The organism is Paenarthrobacter sp. NPDC091669 (assembly GCF_044756725.1).
Taxonomy (GTDB): domain Bacteria; phylum Actinomycetota; class Actinomycetes; order Actinomycetales; family Micrococcaceae; genus Arthrobacter; species Arthrobacter bambusae_C.
On the sequence record NZ_JBIVTK010000006.1, the window covers coordinates 118,072 to 136,000 of the forward strand.

Sequence of the window (17,929 nt, forward strand, 5' to 3'; positions counted from 1 at the left end):
TTGACCTGCAGGTTTGTCCGCCCGCTGAACGCGGGCTGCAACTCCTACCTTGCTGAGCGCTGCTGTGCGGCAAGCCAGCCGAAGCTATGCGTGGGCTGTGAAAGCACCCGAGCCTGTGGTGTCGGAGGCAAAGCGAAAGCCCCGGTCCGCCTGCTGGCGGACCGGAGCTTGCTGTCGTGCTTTAAGCGGTGTTACTTGGTGATCGGGCCGAGTACCGGATCGTCAACATAAGCCGTCTTGACGTTCTCTGCCGTAACGATCTGCGGCGGGAGGAGGTAAGCCGGGACGGTCTTGACGCCGTTCTTGTAGGAGTCCTTGTCGTTGATTTCCAGTTCCTTACCGGCCTGGAGGTCCTTCACCATGGTGATGGCGTGCTCAACGAGCTTGCGGGTGTCCTTGTTGATGGTGGAGTACTGCTCGCCGGCGATGATCGACTTCACAGACTCAACTTCGGAGTCCTGGCCGGTGACAACCGGGAGCGGCTTGCCGGCGGCCTTGACGGATGTCAGCACTGCGCGGGCCAGGGTGTCGTTCGGGGACAGGACGCCGTCCAGGGAAGCGGTGCCGTAGCTGCCGGTCAGCAGCGTGTCAGCGCGACGCTGGGCGTTTTCTGCCTTCCAACCCTGGGTCACAGCCTGCTCGAACGAGGTCTGGCCGGAGACTACCTTGAGGGTGCCGTCGTCGATCTTCGGCTTCAGGACGCTCATGGCGCCGTCGAAGAAGACCTTTGCGTTGGCATCATCCGGGGAGCCTGCGAACAGTTCGATGTTGTAGGGGCCGGAAGCCTTCTTGGCCTTCATGCCGTCCAACAGGGCCTGGCCCTGCAGTTCGCCCACCTTGAAGTTGTCGTAGGCCACGTAGTAGTCCACGTTCTCGGTGTTCAGGAGCAGGCGGTCGTAGGCGATGATGGTCGCGCCGGATTCCTTGGCCTGCTGGAGCTGCGTACCCAGCTGGGCGCCGTCGATGGCTCCCACAATGATGACCTTGGCACCCTTGGTGACCATGGCACTAATCTGGTTCTGCTGTTCGGACACGCCGCCGTTGGCGAACTGTACGTCCGGCTTGAAACCGGCGCTGGTGAGGCCGTCGTTGAACAGCTTCTCCGCGAGGACCCAGTTTTCACTGGTCTTCTGCGGAAGTGCGACGCCGATCATCGAGTCCTTGGGGAACGCTTCCCCGCCTGCAGTGCTGCTGCTTGAGCCGCTGTCAGAGCGGCCGCAGGCTGTCAGCGCCAGTGCCGCGATGGCAGCGACTGCTGCTGCCTTTCCTGCTTTACCAAACATTCGCATATCTTGGTTCACTTTCTGTGTGGGTGGGGTGGAGCGAGTCTGTCAGGACGCGGATTACGCGTCCTTGGAGATGACCTCTTTGGTGGATGTGGTTTCGTCGGGCTTGATCTCGTTGTTGCGCTGGAAGTTCTTCATCAGCAGTCCGGTAATGGAGCGCTTGCCCTGCGACTTGTTGTAGACATCGAAGGCGACTGCCGCCAGGAGGACCAGGCCCTTGATGATCTGGGTGAGGTCGGCGCCAACGCCCAGCAGCTGGAGGCCGTTGTTGAGGACAGCCATGACCAGGCCACCAACGATCGAGCCGATCACGGTGCCAACGCCACCGGTGACTGCTGCGCCACCGATGAAGACTGCCGCAATGGCGTCCAGTTCCCACCCGACGCCGTCGAACGGACCCGATGCGGTGGAACGTCCAACGAAGATCATGCCTGCCAGGCCGGCAAGGACGGACATGTTCATCATGACCAGGAAGTTGACCTTCTTGGACTGCACACCGGACAGCTCAGCTGCGTGGCGGTTGCCACCCACGGCGTAGACGTGGCGGCCCAGGACGGTCTTGTCTGCGATGAAACCGTAGATGAGTACCAGGACGGCGAGGATCAGGCCGGGGATGGGGAAGGAAGTGCCGGGACGGCCGGTGGCGAAGAGGTATGTCGCGTAGAGGATGGCGCCGCAGATCAGGACCAGTTTGGTGACCTCGACCCAGAGCTCGGGAACGTCGGCGCCAAGTGCCTTGGCGGTAGCGCGGGCGCGCAGGGACATGATGACCACGAAAGCTACGGCGATCAGGCCGAGCAACACCGTGAGGTTGTTGAAGCCCGTATCCGGTCCGACCTCCGGCAGGTAGCCGGAACCGAGGAACTGGAACTCTTTGGGGACGGGGATGGTGTTGGACTTACCAACGAACTGGTTGAAGCCTCGGAACAGGAGCATGCCTGCCAGGGTCACGATGAAGGCAGGTATGCCCACATACGCCACCCAGAACCCTTGCCAGGCGCCGATCACGGCTCCCAGGACCAGTCCGAAGAGCACGCCGGCCCACCAGGGGAAGCCCCAGTCACGCATTGCCAGGGCTACGAAAACGCCCACGAAGGCGGCCACGGACCCAACGGAGAGGTCAATGTGTCCGGCGATGATGACCAGGACCATGCCGATGGCCAGGATCAGGATGTAGGAGTTGCCGTTGAACAGGTTGATCACGTTGCCGGGGGTCAGAGTGCGGCCCTCGGTGAAGATCTGGAAGAAGACGATAAGTGCCACCAGGGCGAAGATCATGCCAAACTGGCGGGTATTGCCACCAAATAGCTTCTTGAGCGCGTTCATTGTTTTGGTCCTTGTGTCAGGAAGGGGCGAGGCTGGGCCAACGGTCAGGCGGTTTTGCGGGCGGAAGTCATGAGCTTCATGAGGCTTTCCTGGCTTGCTTCGTTCTTGTCCAGGACGCCGGTGATGGCGCCTTCAAAAATGGTGTAGATGCGGTCGGAGAGGCCCAGAAGCTCCGGGAGCTCCGAGGAAATGACAATCACTCCCTTGCCCTGGTTCGCGAGCTTCTGGATGATGCCGTAGATCTCGTACTTGGCACCGACGTCGATTCCGCGGGTGGGTTCGTCCAGGATCAGAAGGTCCGGATCGGTGAACATCCATTTGGCCAGCACCACTTTTTGCTGGTTGCCACCGGAGAGCTTGGCTACGCCTTCCTCAACCGACGGGGTCTTGGTCCGCAAAGACTTCCGGTACTCCTCGGCAACGGAGAATTCCTTGCGGGTATCCACCACGGAGTAGCTGCTGATCTTGTTCAGCGCCGCCGATACCGTGGTGGTCTTGATGTCATCCAGCAGGTTCAGGCCCAGGGACTTGCGGTCCTCAGTGACGTAACCGAGTCCGGCGTCGATCGCTTGCTTGACGCTGCGGAGGTTGACCTGCTTGCCGTCCTTGTAGACCTGGCCCTTGATGAAGCGGCCGTAGGAGTGCCCGAACAGTGACCGAGCCAGTTCGGTGCGGCCGGCGCCCATGAGGCCGGCGAAACCGACGATTTCGCCGCGGCGTACATAGAAGTTGGAGCCCTTGCAGATCAGGCGGTCCTGGATCTGGGGGTGTCCCACGGTCCAGTCCTTGACCTCGAAGAAGACCTCTCCGATCTTCGGCTCGTGATCCGGGAAGCGGGACTCAAGCGTCCGGCCCACCATGCCCTTGATGATGCGGTCCTCATCCACGCCGTCGCGCTTCACGTTCAGGGTTTCGATCGATTTGCCGTCACGGATGATGGTGATCTCGTCCGCAATCTGTTCGATCTCGTTGAGCTTGTGGGAAATGATGATCGAGGTGATGCCCTTGCCCTTGAGGCCCAGGATCAGGTCCAAGAGGTGCTGGGAATCTGATTCATTCAGCGCTGCCGTGGGCTCGTCCAGGATCAGGAGCTTCACGGACTTGTTCAGAGCCTTGGCGATTTCCACCAGTTGCTGCTTGCCGACGCCGATTTCCTTGATGGGGGTATCGGGATCCTCCCGGAGGCCAACGCGGGCCAGGAGTTCGAGAGAGCGCTTGCGGGCCTCGGCCCAGTCGATCACGCCCCATTTGGTGGGTTCGTTGCCGAGGAAGATGTTCTCCATGATGGACAGTTCCGGGATCAGTGCCAGTTCCTGGTGGATGATCACGATGCCGGCCGCTTCACTGGCGCGGATGTCCTTGAACTGCTGGGTCTCGGCTTGGTACACGATGTCGCCCGTGTAGCTTCCGTACCCGTAAACGCCGGAAAGAACCTTCATGAGCGTGGACTTGCCGGCACCGTTTTCCCCGCAGATTGCGTGGATTTCGCCGGCCATCACACGCAGGCTCACGTTCGACAAGGCCTTCACGCCGGGGAATTCCTTCGTGATCGAGCGCATCTCCAAAAGGATGGGATCACCTTGCGTGTCGAGGGATGTCATCAGCCCTTACGCCTCCAATGCATGACTTCGTTGTCGGCCCCGCAATGGCGAGGCTGTCTGATGAAAAAGTAAACTGGATCACCCGTCTTGTCGTCAAGACTTGAACGCATGATCCAGCTAACGATTTCGTTACCTACCGGTAATGCCCGCGTGTTGAAACACCAAAGCGGCGGCTCCGAGGGCTTCGGCACGGGCCCCCAACGAGGACATCGCGAGGTGGGTTGTCTCGCCCACTACTGGCACGGCATGCCGCACCAAACCTCTGCGGATGGGGTCCAGCAAGAGGTCGCCGAGGCCCGCCAGCGGGCCACCCACCACGATCACTTCAGGGTTGATGAGATTGGAAACGTTGCCCAAAGCGCGTCCTACCGCCAGTCCGGCGTCGTCCACCACCCGCTGTGTTGCGGAGTCGCCGGAGAGGCAGTTGCGGACGATGTCCTGTGGTGTCAGCAGGGTCTCCTGGCCGCGGCCCAACAGTTCGATCATGGTGGTGGTGGACGCTATGGTTTCGAGGCAACCCCTGTTCCCACAGCGGCACACGAGGCCGTGCTCATGGATGGTTGCATGGCCTATTTCACCCGTGATGCCTACGTTGCCGTAGTACGGGAATCCGTTGAGAATCAGGCCCGCGCCGATGCCCGAACCGATCTTGAGGAACATCAGGTTGGAGACCCCGCTGTGGGGTCCCCATGTCACTTCGGACAGCGCGCCGAGGTTGGCATCGTTATCAACAAAGACGGGACAATTCAGCGCTTCCTCCAGCCGGTGGAGGATGTCGATGCCCACCCATTCCGGGAGGATCGCGCCTTGCGCCACCGTGCCGGAACGGCGGTCGATGGGGCCGGGAATGCCCGCACCCGCGCCCACCACGGCGGTGCGGTCGATGCCGTTTTCGCGGAGCAGTTTTTCCAGCAGCAGGACAGCCGCGGCGATGCCTTCTTCCGCCTGGTGGCCCAGCGGCAATTCGATGTAATCCTCGGCAATGACGTGGTAGCCCAGTGAAGCGAGCACAACGCGCAGGTGGCGGCGGCCGAAGTCGATGCCGACGGCCACGGCGCCGTTGCTGTTCAGCCTGACGTTGGTTGCGCGGCGACCGGAGCTGGTGGTCGGCTCGGTGGAAACGAGGCCCGCATCCTGCATGATTTTCACGATGTTGGAGATCGTTGCGGTGGACAGCCCGGTCTGCCGCGAGAGCTCGGCTTGCGTGGAAGGACCGCTCAGCAGGCACTCGATGATGCGCTGCTGGTTCAGGTGGCGCAGTGCTGACTGCGAGCCGGGTTTTCTTGGATGGCTCTTCGTTGAGCGCTGCGTAGCGGGCATGACAAGAAGATTGCCCCACAAGCGAGGTTGTAGTCAAGAAGTGAACACAAGGAGTCAACTCACGGCGACATACTCCAACGCAAGAACATGGGATACGTACCCCTTGTGGGGCCCGCTATGCACGCTATGAACGGGGATTTGCCTGCAGAGCCAGCCTCACAACGGGAGAGTTGCGGGCAATGCGTCCCGATGTGGCGGCGTGCGGGTCCAAATGCCCCACCCCGCGGACGGGTCACACGCCTACGCTGGAACCAAGAAACGTCCGGGCGCCCGCGTGCGCCGAAACCAGGCGAAACCCAGGTGGTAAAGATGCTGCTCTCCGTCCTTCAGGCGAACGCTTCCGTGATGGACGTCGACGCCAATCTCCGAACGATCGACGACGCCGCCCAGCGTGCCGCCCAGGCGGGAGCAGGCGTGCTGCTCACTCCGGAGCTGTTCCCCGTTGGCTACGCGCCCCTGCGCCTGCACGCCGAATTGGATCCAGCAACACTTCCCGGCATCCGGGAACGCCTGGCCGACATCGCCCGCCGGCACAGCATTGGCCTGGTGTACAGCCTTCCGGCGGTTAGTCACGACGCGGACGTCAGCCCGCACCAGGCAGCGCACGACGACGGTGCGCAGCCGGCTGCCGCTGCGAACCGCTGGCACATTACGGCTACTTTGCTGGACGGCACAGGCGCCGAGGTCCTGAACTACGCCAAGGTCCACCTCTTCGGTGCGGAGGAACACAAGGCGTTCGTCGCCGCCCAGGAACCTCCCGCCGTCGTGGATTTCCACGGCATCCGCACCTCCATGCTGATCTGCTACGACGTCGAGTTCCCGGAAGCCGTCCGGGCGGCCGCTACCCGCGGAGCCGAACTCCTGCTGGTGCCAACCGCCCTGTCCGCAGGGTTCGATAATGTGCCGCAGGTCCTGATCCGCGCCCGGGCGCTGGAGAGCCAACTCAACGTGGCCTACGCCAACCACAGCGGGCACGAGGACGTGTACACGTTCCTGGGTGGCAGCGTGGTGGCCGGGCCGGACGGATCGTTGTTGGCCGCGGCGGGGGAGTCACCCACGCTGTTGTTCGCGGAGGTCGGTACGGGCACTGTGAAAGCGGCCCGCGACGAAGTCCCGTACCTGCGTGAACGCCGGCCGGAACTCTACAAACAGTGGGAGCAGCGCAGCTAGGCGACCATCCCGTCTGTCCCGGACCCGATCAACTCCTCCACGTACTGCAAGGCAAACCACAGCTCGGCACGCACCTGTGCTTGGTTGAGGTCCATGTCCAGCAGCTCGCCCAGCACTCCGATCTGCCGCCGCACACTGTTCCGGTGCAGTCCGAGGAGTTTGGCCGAGCCGTCCCAGCTGCCGTTTTCGCTGAGCCAGCCGCGAAGCACAGCAAGAAGCGGGTCGCGCCGGTCGGGTTCGAGTGAAAGCACAGGCGCGAGGAGCCGCTCCGCCAGCATGGTTCCGGCTTCGCGCCCCAGCAGCCCCGCAACTGACCAGGTCACTTCATCCACCCGCGCGCTCTTGCCGGTAGTGATCACGCGGCTGCGCAGGGACGTGGCCCGCTGGTAGGCGGCGGCGAGTCCAGTGAGCTCGGTCGGCTCGCCTACCACCAGGCGCCACCCCAGTTTTTCGACGTCAGCCAGCAAGGCGTCGTCCACCTTCAAACGGGTAATCGCCGCGAAGCCATACTCCGTGATCTCCACAAGCTTGGTGTCGAGGAGCCTCCGCCATTGCAGCAGCTCACGGACTGGCCCGTCGTCAGCTGCGCCATCCACCCGGACGCCTTGCACCACGCGCATCTGCCCGGACCTGGTGGAGGACAAACTCTGGGCCAGCAGGTCCTTCAGGCCGTTGACATGTTTGGTGGGGCCGGACGTCAACGAGTCCGGGTGCAGCAGCACCGCCGTGGCCAGTTGGCTCGGGGCGAGCGACCCACTGGTCCTTTGCCTCACCAGCAGTTCCAACAATCCCACCGCCGACTGCACCACGTTGTTCTGCGCAGGCGTCAACGGTGCATCCGAACCAAGGATCAAGGCCCCGAGGTTCGCGTCCTTGGTGCTCCGCAGCGGATGCCCAAACACCAGCGCCGAACCGGGTTGTTCGAAACCGTCCATCTCAACGCGCGGGCCGCTGCCGGACAGCAGCCGCTCCAGCATGGGCGATAACAATGAATGCTCGACGCCGGTGCTGCCGCCGGCATTGTGCCCGCGCGCCCGGACCCGTCCGTCGGCCCCCACCAGCACGGCCCATACCGGCACCCGCTGCACCAGTGCGGCCAGCAGCTCGTGTTCGGGCCTGGGGGAGAGGACTGCCCGCATGAGTTGGCGGTTGGTCTCGGCAAGTTGGCGGAAGACCCGCGCATTGTCCGTCTCCAGCAGCTGGGAGAACTCCAGCCCGATCGCTGCGAACGGCACGGATTCCGGGACCTCGAACAACGTGAGGTTGTGCTTCCGGCATGCGTCAAGCAACACGTCCGGTACGCCGTCGAAGTAGGGCCTGATGCCGAATCCCAGCGCCGCCACTTTCGCGCCCACCAGCCGCTGGACGTAGGCATCCACCTTGGCCGCCGAGCCGCCCTCTCCCAGAAAAGGCAGCCCGGCGGTGAGGAGGAACTCGCCCTCGGGGAGGTACGGCGTGGGGTCCTCAAGCTCACTCGGTTCCACCCACCGCAGCAACGAGGTGCCGCTGCCGCCGTCGTGAAGCATTTTCAACTCCGGCGGCAGCTGCTCCACAAATTGTTCGAGCGTGACGAAACTCAGGCGGGCGGTGGCGGGTTCAGGCGACATTGCCCTGCCCGGCGGCGGCCGGCTCCTGGTAGTCGGGGCACTCGTAGGCGCTGTCCTGGTCGGCACCGCTGGCGTAGGCGCGTGGCAGGCGGGGCGCGATCCTGTTGATGATCTCGTCCCCGTGGCTGCCGATCGCAGCGCCCCAGTCGTCGGCGCTCGCTGCTCCGGACGCAGGGTCGCCGAACAACACCGCGGTGTCTCCGACGTCGATTCCCGTAGCGTCCGGGCCGAGGTCCACCATGAACTGGTCCATGCAGACCTTGCCGATCACCGGCACGCTGCGGCCCGCGATGTTCACGACGGATCGGCCGCTGATGCCCTTGGGGATGCCATCCGCGTAACCGAGCGGAATGAGCCCGAGGTAGCGCGGCTCGTACGTGATGGCCTGGTGTTCGTAGCTCACGCCGGTGCCGGCCGGGACCTTTTTGACCATGACCAATGGTGCCGTGACACTGAGCGCCGGGCGCAGCCCGAAATCCGCCGGGTTGAGGTGGTCGGCCGGCGCCAGACCATAGATGGCCAGCCCTGCCCGGACCATGTCGAAGTGGAATTCGGGCCGGTCCAGGATGTTCGCTGAACTGGAAACATGCCGGAGCTCCGGGTTCAGGCCTGCTTCACGGGCTTCCCGCACAGCATCCTCGAACTCCGCGACGGCGGTGGCATTACCGGGGTGGGCGGGCACATCGGCCCAGGCCAGGTGGGTCCAAAGCCCCCGGACGCGGAGGGTGCCGTCCAGTTCAGCCTTGCGGGCGGCGGCGACGAGTTCCGCCCAATCTTCCTTGCGTGCACCGCCGCGGCTCAGTCCGCTGTCCAGTTCAAGATGTACGACGGCGGGGCGGCCAACGCGGTCTGCGATACCGGCCAGAACCTCGAGTTGCGTGACGCTTCCAAGGGAAACATCAATGTCGTTCTCCAGTGCTTCAAGAATGGTGGCACTTGTCTGGGATGCCAGATAAAGCCACGAGAGGATGGGCACCGTGATGCCTGTTTGGCGGAGGGTGATTGCTTCGCTGAGCTGGGCGGTTCCCAGCCAATCCGCCCCCGCCTCTACTGCGGTTCGGGCCACTTCCACCAGGCCGTGGCCGTAAGCATTTCCCTTCACCACGGCCATGAAGTGCGGAGCCTCAGTGCGCTTTTTCAGGGCTGTGACATTGTCTGAAATCGCGGACAGGTCCACGGTGACCTGTCCCGACAGGGCGGCCGGAGCAGCTCCTTGATAGTGTGCATTACGTCTCATGGTTGAACACTATAGGTCATTTTGCACCGCGGTGAGAGGTGGCTCACATGCCAGTCTTGTGGAGGGGAAATCGAAACTACTTTGAAGGGACGTCAAGGGTGACTGTGCCTGTGAACACCAAAAACCCGGCGGCAGCAAGCGTCGCCAGGCCGAGCCTCGGCGCGCAACTCCTGCGCCGCAAGCCCATCGGCCAGATGGTCAGCGAGGCCGGGAAGGGCGAGGGCGGAAACCAGTTGGTCCGCAGCTTTGGCGTCTTCCAACTCACCATGATCAGCGTCGGAGCCACGCTCGGCACCGGCATCCTGGTGATCCTCGGCGAATCCGTGCCGCTGGCCGGTCCGGCCATTTGGATCTCCTTCGTCATTGCCGGCCTCGCCGCGCTGCTCTCCGCAGTGTCGTACGCCGAAATGGCCGGGCTGGTTCCGGTAGCCGGCTCCAGTTACTCGTACTCCTACGCCACCATGGGCGAGGGCATGGCATGGATTTGCGGCTGGTGCCTGGTGCTGGAGTACGCCGTCTCAGTGGCGGCCGTTGCCGTGGGCGCCGGCCAGTATGTGAACGAGACACTCGCCGCGTTTGGCCAGTTCCTGCCGGACGCGATGAGCCAGCCGCCGGGGGATGGCGGCCTGGTGAACGTGCCGGCAATGGTGATCGTGGTCCTGGCCATGATCCTCTTGGTCCGCGGAGCCCGCGAGAGTGCATGGATCAACACTGCGATTGTCATCGTCAAGGTGGGCATCCTGATCTTCTTCTGCGCTGTGGCCTTCACCGCCTTCAACGCTGGCAACTTCGAGCCGCTGCTGCCGATGGGTGCCGCTGGTGTTTCTGCCGCCGCATCCAGCGTCTTTTTCTCTTACATCGGTTTCGACGCAGCCTCTACAGCAGGCGAGGAAGCCAGGAACCCCAAGCGCGACCTTCCCCGGGCCATCATGCTCTCCATGGTCATCGTCACCACCATCTACGTCCTGGTTGCCGTTGCAGCCATCGGCGCCCGCCCGTGGGGTTGGTTCGACGGCACAGAGGCTGCACTGGTACAGATCCTGCACGAGATCACGGGCCAGCCGTGGATTGCCTTGGTCTTCTCCATCGGTGCTGTGCTGGCCATCGCAAGCATCGTGCTGACAGTGCTCTACGGCCAGACCCGCATCATGCTTTCCATGTCCCGCGATGGCATGGTGCCCAAAGTCTTTGGCCGCGTATCCCGCCGCACCGGCACACCGGTGGCCGGAACGCTGATCATCGGGACCGCCGTCGCCCTCACCGCAGGTTTGGTTCCGCTCGGTGCACTGGCGGACGCCACCAGCATCGGCACACTCTTTGCCTTTGCCCTGGTCAACGTCGCGGTCATCTACCTGCGTCGCAACCGCCCCGACCTGGAGCGCAGCTTCCGGGTCCCGCTGTACCCCATCACGCCGATACTTGGCACGCTGATGTGCGCCTACCTGATGCTTAACCTGGGCGCCGATACCTGGATCACGTTTGGTGTCTGGATGCTGGTGGGCATCGCCATTTACTTCGGCTATGGACGCCGGAACTCCAAGGTAGCCGAGCTCAGCGAGCAGGACTACCGTGAACTGACCGCCAGGGCCGTGAGCCCGGAATCTGTGAAAGCAGCAAACTCATGACCATCGCCACCGAACTCCCTGTCCTCGGGAAACCAGGTGCGCCCTCCTCGGACGCAGCCCCCATCACCATGCTGAACCCGGACTTCCCGTTCAGCTACGACCACTACCTGGCCCACCCCGACGGACTGGGCTCCGTTCCCGAGGAACTCCATGGCACGGAAGTTGCGATTATCGGCGCCGGCCTGTCCGGGCTCGTCACCGCGTATGAGCTGATGAAACTTGGCCTCAAACCCGTCATCTACGAGGCCGACCAGATCGGCGGACGGCTCCGGACTGCCAGCTTCCCGTCAGCGCCCGGCGTCGTTGCAGACCTTGGCGGGATGCGATTCCCCGTCTCCGGCAAGGCGTTCTACCACTACGTGGACCTGCTTGGCCTGGACACCCAGGACTTCCCGAACCCCATGGCGCCTGCAACCTCCTCTACCGTGATCGAGCTCGCGGGAAAGAAACACTACGCCACCACGGCCGATGAACTGCCGGAGTTCTTCCGCGAAGTAGCCGATGCCTGGAAGGCTGCAGTCAACGACGGAGCCGCCTTCGCCGAGATGCAGGAAGCCATCAAGGCCCGTGACACCAAGCGCATCAAGGAGCTTTGGAACGCGCTCCTCCCGGAACTTGACGAGCAGACCTTCTACGGCTTCATCGCCGCCAGCAAGTCCTTCAAGGAAGCCGGCTTCGCGCACCGCGAGGCGTTCGGCCAAGTGGGCTTCGGTACCGGCGGTTGGGACACAGACTTCCCCAACTCCATCCTCGAAATCCTCCGCGTGGTCTACACCGACGCGGACGACCAGCACCGCTCCATTGCGGGAGGAGCGCAAAGGCTCCCCGAGGCACTGTGGAACCACGCGCCGTCGAACCTTACTTACTGGCCCCAAGGCACCTCACTGGCTTCCCTGCACAGCGGTTCCCCGCGCGGAGCCGTGGATAACATCCGCCGCGCAGAGAACGGCGACCTGCTGGTCCGCGAAAGCTGGGGACGCGAGGCCACCTACCGGGCTGTGGTAACCACCTGCCAGTCCTGGCTGCTGTCCACGCGCATCCACACGGAGGAAGCGTTGTTCCCGGCAGGGCTATGGACAGCGATCGAGCGTTCGCACTACATGCAGTCCTCCAAGACCTTCGTGATGGTGGACCGGCCGTTCTGGAAGGACATCGATCCTGAGACCGGCCGCGAGGTCTTGTCCATGACGCTCACCGACCGCCTTAACCGGGCCACGTACCTGCTCGACGACGGACCGGATAAGCCCGCCGTCATGCTCCTGTCCTACACCTGGAATGACGACGCCCTGAAGTGGCTGGCCCTCAGCGCCGACGAGCGCGTGAAGCTGATGCTCCACTCGCTGCAGCAGATCTACCCGGGCGTGGATATTGCCAGCCACATCGTGGGGCAACCGATCACGGTGTCCTGGGAAGCGGACCCCAACTTCATGGGCGCATTCAAAGCCAACCTGCCCGGACACTACCGGTACCAGCAGCGCCTGTTCACCCACTTCAAGCAGGACCGGTTGCCGGAGCACCAACGCGGCATCTTCCTCGCCGGAGATGACGTGTCCTTCACCGCAGGCTGGGCCGAGGGCGCCGTGACCACTGGCCTCAACGCTGTGTGGGGCGTGGTGAACCACCTGGGTGGCTCATCCGCCGTCGGAAATCCGGGCCCGGGCGACCTGCTGGACGAACTCGGTCCGATCAGCCTGGACTAGCCTTTTACGTTGCGGGGCCCGCTCTGCACCCTAAGCCCTGGGTTTAGTCTGCAGAGCGGGCCCCGCATTCGGCTCTCAGCGACTCTTTGCTGCCGTCACCTACCTCAGTGCAGCGGCGAGGCCGAGCATAGCCAGCGCGAAGATCGGGAAGAGCCAGGTGCCCACCAGTGCCGTGATCCTGTTGCCCCTGCCACTGCCGTGAGCGGCAGGTGCGCTGGGGTCGGTGATCTCGTCCGGATCGGTGCCCCTGGAGCGGATGGTGCCAACTATCGACAAAGCAATCATGGTGGCGGCACTGCCGACGAGCCAAGGGAGAGGATCCAGTTCCAGCCACGCATCCGCCCGCTGCGTCGGGGCTGCAATGCCGGAGAGGAGCCCGGAGATCACACAGACGGCGACCAGGGCTACGAGCACCCAGATGCGTCGGACTGCTGCCGTGAGGTACAGGGGCAGGAAAGCAATGACCACAAGTGGTGTTGCCAGGAAAGCTGCCTGTGCCGGCGACACAAGCATCATCTCGGACCGGACCCACGGCACCACCGCCTGGTTGAAAAGCAAAAAGGCCAAGAGGCCCAGCAAGGCTGGCCCTAGCGCCTTCTTGACCCATTCATGTTTCGGTGCGGTCGGTAGTTCCAGCCCGGCGGCGTAGCTGCGCGCCGGTCCGAACGCCTCCTCAGCCTGCTGCCCGGTGTCGGCGAGGAGTTCGCGGGCGCTTGCCACGGCGTCGCCAATCGCGTTCCCCTGCACCTGGCGGAGGCGAAGTTCCAGAACGAGTTCGTCAAACCACTTCTTGTCCGTCGTTACCTGTGTCATGTGCTGGACTCTTTCGTGTGCTGACCGTCGTCGAGGTAGGTGTTGCTGAGGTGTGTGAACCGAAGCCAGTCCGCGCTGAGCCGGAGCATTTCGGCGCGCCCGTGGTCAGTCAAAGCGAAATACTTGCGGCCCGGACCGCCGTCGCCCGCACGCCACTCGGTGGTGACCAAGCCGGCCGCTTCGTAGCGGGTGAGGAGCGGGTACAGCGTGCCGCCTTTGATGGTGCCAAACCCATGGCGTTCAAGTTCAGTGATGATCGCGTAGCCGTACGAGGGTCCGGCGGCAAGGGCACGAAGCGCCAGGAAGCCCAGTGTCGCCCTCAGCCAATCACTCGGCCAATCGGTGCCTTCGGACCTCGGAGGATCAGGAGTGGAATCGCTCATGACTATATTGTCACTCTAAGTAGTTGGTCTGTAAAGCTACTTAAATGATGAGAGGCCCGCTCTGCATTCCAAAACTTCAGGTTAGGGCGCAGAGCGGACCTCGCATTCGGCGTTAAGCGTGCATGTCCCGGTGCGCCGCCGCCAGGTCCCTGTAGTGCGCGGCGTTGTGCTTCACGCCCTCGAACTCCTCATCGGTGAGTTCACGGCGGACCTTCGCAGGTACGCCAGCCACCAGGGAGCGTGGGGGAATGACCGTGCCCTCCAACACCACGGCGCCGGCGGCAATGAGAGAGCCCGTGCCGATCACCGCGCCGTTGAGGATGGTGGCGCTCATGCCGATCAGGCAGTCGTCCTCCACAGTGCAGCCGTGGACTACGGCGCTGTGCCCCACGGAGACGCGCTCGCCGACGGTGCAGGGGAAGCCCGGGTCGGCGTGGAGGACTACGTTGTCCTGGAGGTTGGAGCCCGCGCCGACGCTGATCGCAGCCGTGTCCGCGCGGACGGAGACACCGTAGAAGGCGCTGGAGTCCTGGGCCAACGTCGCTTTGCCGATGATGGATGCAGTGGGTGCCACGAACGCGGTTTCATGGATGGCCGGGGTGTCCCCGGCGAAAGTGTAAGAGGGTGCCATGCTGCCCAGCTTATTTCCCAACTGGGTAACAGCAAACGTCGCTATGGGCCGTCAGTGGGACGTTTGCTGTTGCTCAGTTGGGTGCAGGGGTGCGGAGGACCAGGAATTGGTAGTGCTGTACCCAGTTGCCCGCGCCAGGCCCGGACTCCACGCCCACCCCCTCAGGCCACGTCCGGAAATGCTCAACCGAGCCATGCTCGCCGAAAATCCTGAGCACGGTGTCATCACTGCGACGGCTGAAGAACCGCCGCGGTTCCTCAAGGTCCTCCGGGTTGAGGACCTCGCAATCCTCACCTGACCAGAGTCCGACGGCGATGGGCGCACCAGGTGCGGTGACCCGCAAAAGTTCGCTGACGACGTCGTGAATTCCGCTGTTGGGGACATGCAGAAGCGTGCTCATGGTCCACGCAGCTGAGAACACAGCGTCCGCGAAGGGCAGGCTGCGGCCGCTGGCAACGGTTGCCTCCAGCCCGGCCGAGCGCGCCAGATGGATGCTCTCAGAAGACAAGTCCACCCCGGTGTAGTGCAATCCGGCGCGGACAAACTGCAAGCCCTCAACGCCCGTGCCGCACCCCAATTCGAACAACGAGTGACGGTGCTCGGATTTCAGGAGTCGGATGAACCATTCTCTGCACTCGACACGGTGTGGAGTGAGCGCGCGGGTGTTCCGGACGGGCGCCTGACGGTCGTAGTAGACCGCCAAATCAGCCTCGTGCTCAGCGTGAGGAATGCCCCGCATACCCTCAGCATAGGAGTGGCGTTAGTTGAATACCACGGTCCGGGTGCCGTCCAGGAGCACGCGGTGTTCGGCATGCCACTGGACGGCCTGGGCCAGCGTGCGGCCTTCGACGTCGCGGCCCATCTGGACGAACTGTGCAGCCGTGCGTGCGTGGTCGACGCGGATGACTTCCTGCTCGATGATCGGGCCCTCGTCGAGGTCGGCCGTTACGTAGTGGGCGGTGGCGCCGATGATTTTCACTCCGCGCGCGTGGGCCTGGTGGTACGGCTTGGCGCCCTTGAAGGAGGGCAGGAAGGAGTGGTGGATGTTGATGGCCTTGCCATTCAACTCCGTGCACAGATCGTTGGAGAGGACCTGCATATACCGGGCCAGGACGGTGAGTTCCACATCGTGTTCGGCGATCAGCTTCAGCAGCTCCGCCTCAGCCTGTGGCTTGGTTTCGGGGGTCACCGGGATGTGATGGAACGGGATGCCGTAAAACTCTGCCAAGGGCTCAAGATCACGGTGGTTGGACACGATGGCCGGGACTTCGATGGGCAACGTGCCGCTCCGCTGCTGGAACAACAGGTCGTTGAGGCAGTGCGCGTCCTTGGAGCACAGGATGATGGTGCGGACCTTTTCACCCACGGGGTTGATCTGCCAGGTCATTCCGAACGATTCGGCTACCGGGCGCAGCGCAGCCGCCAGTTCGTCCTGGGAGGACGACGTCGATGCCTCCACGCGCATGAAAAAGTTGCCTGTGCTGGGGCTTCCGTACTGCTGGGAGTCGGCGATATTGCAGCCGGCCTCAAGCAGGGCTCCGGCTACCGCGTGGACGATGCCGGGGCGGTCGGGGCAGGAAAGCGTTACTACGAAAGCGGTGGATTCAGTCACACGATCAAGCGTACCTGTGCTGCGTTGTTGTACTGTTAACGGGTCGCAACTGGCGTTGGGTGGACTACCACCAGGGAGCGGCAATCATGAAGACCACGGATCGTACGCCTGGGCCGAGGGTCATGTCTTACCGCTGCACGCACGTGACCGATCCCTGCCGCATCTACGGCTGTAACCAAGGGGACGCGGGAATGCTGCTGCCGGTAGCCTGACCTGTAGCACCACCCGTTGCCTAGCCAGGAGATCTCCGTGACTACCACAACCACTTCCGCGTCTGTCAGCAACCAGTCGCTTGCCGATCTCGATCCCGAAATCGCAGCAGTCCTCAACCAGGAACTTGGCCGCCAGCGCGGCACCCTGGAAATGATTGCCTCCGAAAACTTCGCCCCCCGCGCCGTCATGGAAGCCCAGGGCTCCGTCCTGACCAACAAGTACGCCGAGGGTTACCCGGGCCGCCGCTACTACGGCGGTTGTGAATACGTCGACGTCGCCGAGCAGCTGGCCATCGACCGCGTTAAGGAACTGTTCGGCGCCGAGTACGCCAACGTCCAGCCGCACTCCGGTGCCCAGGCAAACGCTGCAGCACTCTCCGCCATGATCACCCCGGGCGACAAGATCCTTGGTCTCTCCCTGGCTCACGGTGGCCACCTGACCCACGGCATGAAGCTCAACTTCTCCGGCAAGCTCTACAACGTAGCGGCTTACCAGGTGGAAGAAGACAACTTCCGCATCGACATGGACAAGCTCCGCGAGCAGGCCATCGCCGAGAAGCCGCAGGTCATCATCGCCGGTTGGTCCGCGTACCCGCGCCACCTCGACTTCGCTGCCTTCCGCTCCATCGCGGACGAAGTTGGCGCGCTCCTCTGGACGGACATGGCCCACTTCGCCGGCCTGGTTGCAGCCGGCCTGCACCCGAGCCCGGTCCCGTACTCCGACGTCGTCACCTCCACGGTTCACAAGACCCTGGCCGGTCCGCGTTCCGGTGTAATCCTTGGCAAGCAGGAATGGGCCAAGAAGCTTAACTCCAGCGTCTTCCCGGGCCAGCAGGGTGGCCCGCTCATGCACGTGATCGCCGCGAAGGCTGTTGCCTTCAAGATCGCCGGCAGCGAAGAGTTCAAGGAACGCCAGGAGCGCGTCCTCGAGGGTGCCAGGATCATTGCCGACCGCCTGAACCAGTCCGACGTCGCCGAAGCCGGCGTCTCGGTCCTCACTGGCGGCACCGACGTTCACCTGGTCCTGGTTGACCTCCGCAACTCCCAGCTTGACGGCCAACAGGCCGAGGACCTCCTGCACTCGGTGGGCATCACCGTGAACCGCAACGCTGTTCCGTTCGACCCCCGCCCGCCGATGGTCACCTCCGGCCTGCGCATCGGTACGCCTGCCCTGGCTACCCGCGGATTCGGTGCCACCGAGTTCACCGAGGTTGCCGAGATCATCGCCACCGCGCTGAAGGCCGGTTCGGCGACGAACGTCGAGGCGCTGCAGGCCCGCGTGGATAAACTCGCCGCTGACTTCCCGCTGTACCCGCAGCACGAGCAGTGGTAACCCGCCTTTCGCGGATAGGTAACGCATCACCCGGGCATTGAACCGGAGCTAACGGGATCCGCCGCCACACCTA

General features: G+C 63.5%; 15 protein-coding genes. 4 read left to right on the forward strand and 11 right to left on the reverse strand.

Annotated elements, in window-relative coordinates:
- Positions 1-191 precede the first annotated feature (191 nt).
- From ACIQLI_RS11725 to ACIQLI_RS11740, 4 genes are all read right to left on the reverse strand, one after another.
- Entirely contained in the window at positions 192-1,289 is a 1,098-nt protein-coding gene (locus tag ACIQLI_RS11725) for a sugar-binding protein (protein WP_354230145.1), read from the reverse strand.
- A 54-nt stretch (positions 1,290-1,343) separates the two neighbouring features.
- Positions 1,344-2,612 carry a multiple monosaccharide ABC transporter permease gene (gene mmsB / locus ACIQLI_RS11730; protein WP_354230143.1) on the reverse strand — a complete coding sequence of 423 codons (1,269 nt, stop codon included), beginning with the start codon at positions 2,610-2,612 and terminating at the stop codon, positions 1,344-1,346.
- Positions 2,613-2,656: 44 nt separating this feature from the next.
- On the reverse strand, positions 2,657-4,213 hold the full coding sequence (gene mmsA, locus ACIQLI_RS11735) for a multiple monosaccharide ABC transporter ATP-binding protein (protein ID WP_354230141.1): 1,557 nt from the start codon (positions 4,211-4,213) through the stop codon (positions 2,657-2,659).
- 129 nt (positions 4,214-4,342) lie between these two features.
- Positions 4,343-5,533, reverse strand: coding sequence for an ROK family transcriptional regulator (locus ACIQLI_RS11740; protein ID WP_089594117.1), 1,191 nt, complete (start codon positions 5,531-5,533; stop codon positions 4,343-4,345).
- Positions 5,534-5,842: 309 nt separating this feature from the next.
- On the opposite strand from ACIQLI_RS11740, the gene ACIQLI_RS11745 reads away from it, so the two are divergent.
- Positions 5,843-6,703 (forward strand): carbon-nitrogen hydrolase family protein, encoded by an 861-nt coding sequence (locus ACIQLI_RS11745; protein WP_400388449.1) that lies wholly within the window; start codon positions 5,843-5,845, stop codon positions 6,701-6,703.
- Here the strand turns inward: ACIQLI_RS11745 and ACIQLI_RS11750 are convergent.
- Both ACIQLI_RS11750 and alr read right to left on the reverse strand, forming a co-directional pair.
- Positions 6,700-8,310 (reverse strand): PucR family transcriptional regulator ligand-binding domain-containing protein, encoded by a 1,611-nt coding sequence (locus tag ACIQLI_RS11750; protein WP_354230138.1) that lies wholly within the window; start codon positions 8,308-8,310, stop codon positions 6,700-6,702. The two genes, ACIQLI_RS11745 and ACIQLI_RS11750, sit on opposite strands and share 4 nt — an antisense overlap.
- Positions 8,300-9,547 carry an alanine racemase gene (alr, locus tag ACIQLI_RS11755; protein ID WP_400388452.1) on the reverse strand — a complete coding sequence of 416 codons (1,248 nt, stop codon included), beginning with the start codon at positions 9,545-9,547 and terminating at the stop codon, positions 8,300-8,302. The genes ACIQLI_RS11750 and alr overlap by 11 nt, the downstream gene beginning before the upstream one ends.
- 194 nt (positions 9,548-9,741) lie before the next feature.
- Here alr and ACIQLI_RS11760 point away from each other — a divergent pair, with 194 nt between their 5' ends.
- A complete protein-coding gene (locus ACIQLI_RS11760) occupies positions 9,742-11,172 on the forward strand; it encodes an amino acid permease (RefSeq protein WP_354230304.1) in 1,431 nt (476 codons plus the stop codon).
- Positions 11,169-12,872: an FAD-dependent oxidoreductase gene (locus ACIQLI_RS11765; RefSeq protein WP_354230134.1), complete on the forward strand. Its 1,704-nt coding sequence runs from the start codon at positions 11,169-11,171 to the stop codon at positions 12,870-12,872. Before ACIQLI_RS11760 ends, ACIQLI_RS11765 begins: the two co-directional genes overlap by 4 nt.
- 99 nt (positions 12,873-12,971) lie before the next feature.
- Here the strand turns inward: ACIQLI_RS11765 and ACIQLI_RS11770 are convergent, their stop codons facing one another.
- From ACIQLI_RS11770 to purU, 5 genes are all read right to left on the reverse strand, one after another.
- Positions 12,972-13,685, reverse strand: coding sequence for a hypothetical protein (locus ACIQLI_RS11770; protein ID WP_400388455.1), 714 nt, complete (start codon positions 13,683-13,685; stop codon positions 12,972-12,974).
- Entirely contained in the window at positions 13,682-14,068 is a 387-nt protein-coding gene (locus tag ACIQLI_RS11775) for a PadR family transcriptional regulator (RefSeq protein WP_400388458.1), read from the reverse strand. The genes ACIQLI_RS11770 and ACIQLI_RS11775 overlap by 4 nt, the downstream gene beginning before the upstream one ends.
- A gap of 112 nt (positions 14,069-14,180) precedes the next feature.
- On the reverse strand, positions 14,181-14,699 hold the full coding sequence (locus tag ACIQLI_RS11780) for a gamma carbonic anhydrase family protein (RefSeq protein WP_400388460.1): 519 nt from the start codon (positions 14,697-14,699) through the stop codon (positions 14,181-14,183).
- A 73-nt stretch (positions 14,700-14,772) separates the two neighbouring features.
- Positions 14,773-15,438: a class I SAM-dependent methyltransferase gene (locus ACIQLI_RS11785; RefSeq protein WP_400388463.1), complete on the reverse strand. Its 666-nt coding sequence runs from the start codon at positions 15,436-15,438 to the stop codon at positions 14,773-14,775.
- A gap of 21 nt (positions 15,439-15,459) precedes the next feature.
- Positions 15,460-16,311 (reverse strand): formyltetrahydrofolate deformylase, encoded by an 852-nt coding sequence (gene purU, locus ACIQLI_RS11790; RefSeq protein WP_400388466.1) that lies wholly within the window; start codon positions 16,309-16,311, stop codon positions 15,460-15,462.
- Positions 16,312-16,560: 249 nt separating this feature from the next.
- Here purU and glyA point away from each other — a divergent pair, with 249 nt between their 5' ends.
- Entirely contained in the window at positions 16,561-17,856 is a 1,296-nt protein-coding gene (glyA, locus tag ACIQLI_RS11795; protein WP_354230126.1) for a serine hydroxymethyltransferase, read from the forward strand.
- The last annotated feature ends 73 nt before the right edge of the window (positions 17,857-17,929 follow it).

Bases quoted from the DNA above. Each gene is read 5' to 3' on its own strand.
- ACIQLI_RS11740 (WP_089594117.1), bottom strand. From the start codon at position 5,533: ATGCCCGCTACGCAGCGCTCAACGAAGAGCCATCCAAGAAAACCCGGC.
- ACIQLI_RS11765 (WP_354230134.1), top strand. From the start codon at position 11,169: ATGACCATCGCCACCGAACTCCCTGTCCTCGGGAAACCAGGTGCGCCC.
- ACIQLI_RS11780 (WP_400388460.1), bottom strand. From the start codon at position 14,699: ATGGCACCCTCTTACACTTTCGCCGGGGACACCCCGGCCATCCATGAA.
- ACIQLI_RS11750 (WP_354230138.1), bottom strand. From the start codon at position 8,310: ATGTCGCCTGAACCCGCCACCGCCCGCCTGAGTTTCGTCACGCTCGAA.
- ACIQLI_RS11760 (WP_354230304.1), top strand. From the start codon at position 9,742: ATGGTCAGCGAGGCCGGGAAGGGCGAGGGCGGAAACCAGTTGGTCCGC.
- ACIQLI_RS11745 (WP_400388449.1), top strand. From the start codon at position 5,843: ATGCTGCTCTCCGTCCTTCAGGCGAACGCTTCCGTGATGGACGTCGAC.
- ACIQLI_RS11770 (WP_400388455.1), bottom strand. From the start codon at position 13,685: ATGACACAGGTAACGACGGACAAGAAGTGGTTTGACGAACTCGTTCTG.
- alr (WP_400388452.1), bottom strand. From the start codon at position 9,547: ATGAGACGTAATGCACACTATCAAGGAGCTGCTCCGGCCGCCCTGTCG.
- ACIQLI_RS11775 (WP_400388458.1), bottom strand. From the start codon at position 14,068: ATGAGCGATTCCACTCCTGATCCTCCGAGGTCCGAAGGCACCGATTGG.
- ACIQLI_RS11785 (WP_400388463.1), bottom strand. From the start codon at position 15,438: ATGCGGGGCATTCCTCACGCTGAGCACGAGGCTGATTTGGCGGTCTAC.
- ACIQLI_RS11725 (WP_354230145.1), bottom strand. From the start codon at position 1,289: ATGCGAATGTTTGGTAAAGCAGGAAAGGCAGCAGCAGTCGCTGCCATC.
- mmsA (WP_354230141.1), bottom strand. From the start codon at position 4,213: ATGACATCCCTCGACACGCAAGGTGATCCCATCCTTTTGGAGATGCGC.
- mmsB (WP_354230143.1), bottom strand. From the start codon at position 2,612: ATGAACGCGCTCAAGAAGCTATTTGGTGGCAATACCCGCCAGTTTGGC.